General features: G+C 58.7%; 1 protein-coding gene and 1 pseudogene. Both read left to right on the top strand.

What is annotated here, in order from left to right; genetic code table 11:
- Nucleotides 1–873: CTP synthase (locus tag ACIP8I_RS27155; RefSeq protein ID WP_400764931.1), on the top strand; the 873-nt coding region annotated here is incomplete at its 5' end.
- A 4-nt stretch (nucleotides 874–877) separates the two neighbouring features.
- Nucleotides 878–1234, top strand: a pseudogene (locus ACIP8I_RS27150) (3-deoxy-8-phosphooctulonate synthase); the annotation flags it as partial.

The raw sequence follows: 1234 nt of genomic DNA, 5'->3' as shown, positions 1-1234 counted from the left end.
AATCATAACGAATACGTCATACAGAGTTTCGGCCTGCAATGCAATGGCGCCGACCTGTCCGAGTGGGAAAAGGTCGTTGATGCCAAGCTCAATCCAGAGCACGAAGTGACCATCGCGATGGTCGGCAAGTACATGGAACTGCTGGACGCCTACAAGTCGCTGATCGAAGCGATGAGTCACGCCGGCATCACCAACCGTACCAAGGTCAACCTGCGTTACATCGATTCCGAAGACATCGAGAACCAGGGCACTGCGCTGCTCGAAGGCGTCGATGCGATCCTCGTGCCGGGCGGCTTCGGTCTGCGTGGCGTTGAAGGCAAGATCACGGCCGTTCAGTACGCTCGTGAAAACAAGGTTCCGTACCTGGGTATCTGCCTGGGCATGCAAGTGGCGGTCATCGAGTTCGCCCGTAACGTGCTGGGCTGGAAAGACGCCAACTCCACCGAGTTCGATCGCGCCAGCGGCCATCCGGTCGTGGGTCTGATCACCGAGTGGGAAGACGCCACCGGCGCGGTTGAAGTGCGTACCGAAGCGTCCGATCTGGGCGGCACCATGCGCCTCGGCGCTCAGGAATGCCTGCTCGAAGCCGGCTCCAAGGTGCACGATTGCTACGGCAAGGACGTGATCGTTGAACGTCACCGTCACCGCTATGAAGTGAACAACAACCTGCTGCCACAGATCATCGAAGCCGGCCTGAAGATTTCCGGTCGCTCCGCTGATGCCGCGCTGGTTGAAGTGGTCGAAGCGCCGGATCATCCATGGTTCGTCGCTTGCCAGTTCCACCCGGAGTTCACCTCGACTCCACGTGACGGTCACCCGCTGTTCAGCGGTTTCGTAAAAGCTGCGTTGGCTCAACACCAGAAGAAGGCGTAACCCGATGGCACAGAAGATCATCCGCGTCGGCGACATCGAGATTGCCAACGACAAACCCATGGTGCTGTTCGGCGGCATGAACGTGCTGGAAAGCCGTGACATGGCCATGCAGGTTTGCGAAGAGTATGTGAAGGTCACTGAGAAACTCGGCATTCCTTACGTGTTCAAGGCCAGTTTCGACAAGGCCAACCGGTCTTCTGTGACCTCGTATCGCGGCCCTGGCCTGGAAGAAGGCATGCGCATCTTCCAAGACATCAAACAAGCCTTCGGCGTGCCGATCATCACCGACGTCCACGAGCCTGATCAGGCCGCGGTCGTCGCTGAGGTCTGCGACATCATCCAGCTGCCGGCCTTTCTGTCG

This window comes from Pseudomonas sp. NPDC088414, from assembly GCF_044753325.1.
Classification (GTDB): domain Bacteria; phylum Pseudomonadota; class Gammaproteobacteria; order Pseudomonadales; family Pseudomonadaceae; genus Aquipseudomonas.
The sequence above is the reverse complement of the archived record's forward strand: the minus strand, read 5'-3'. Positions and strand labels throughout refer to the sequence as shown.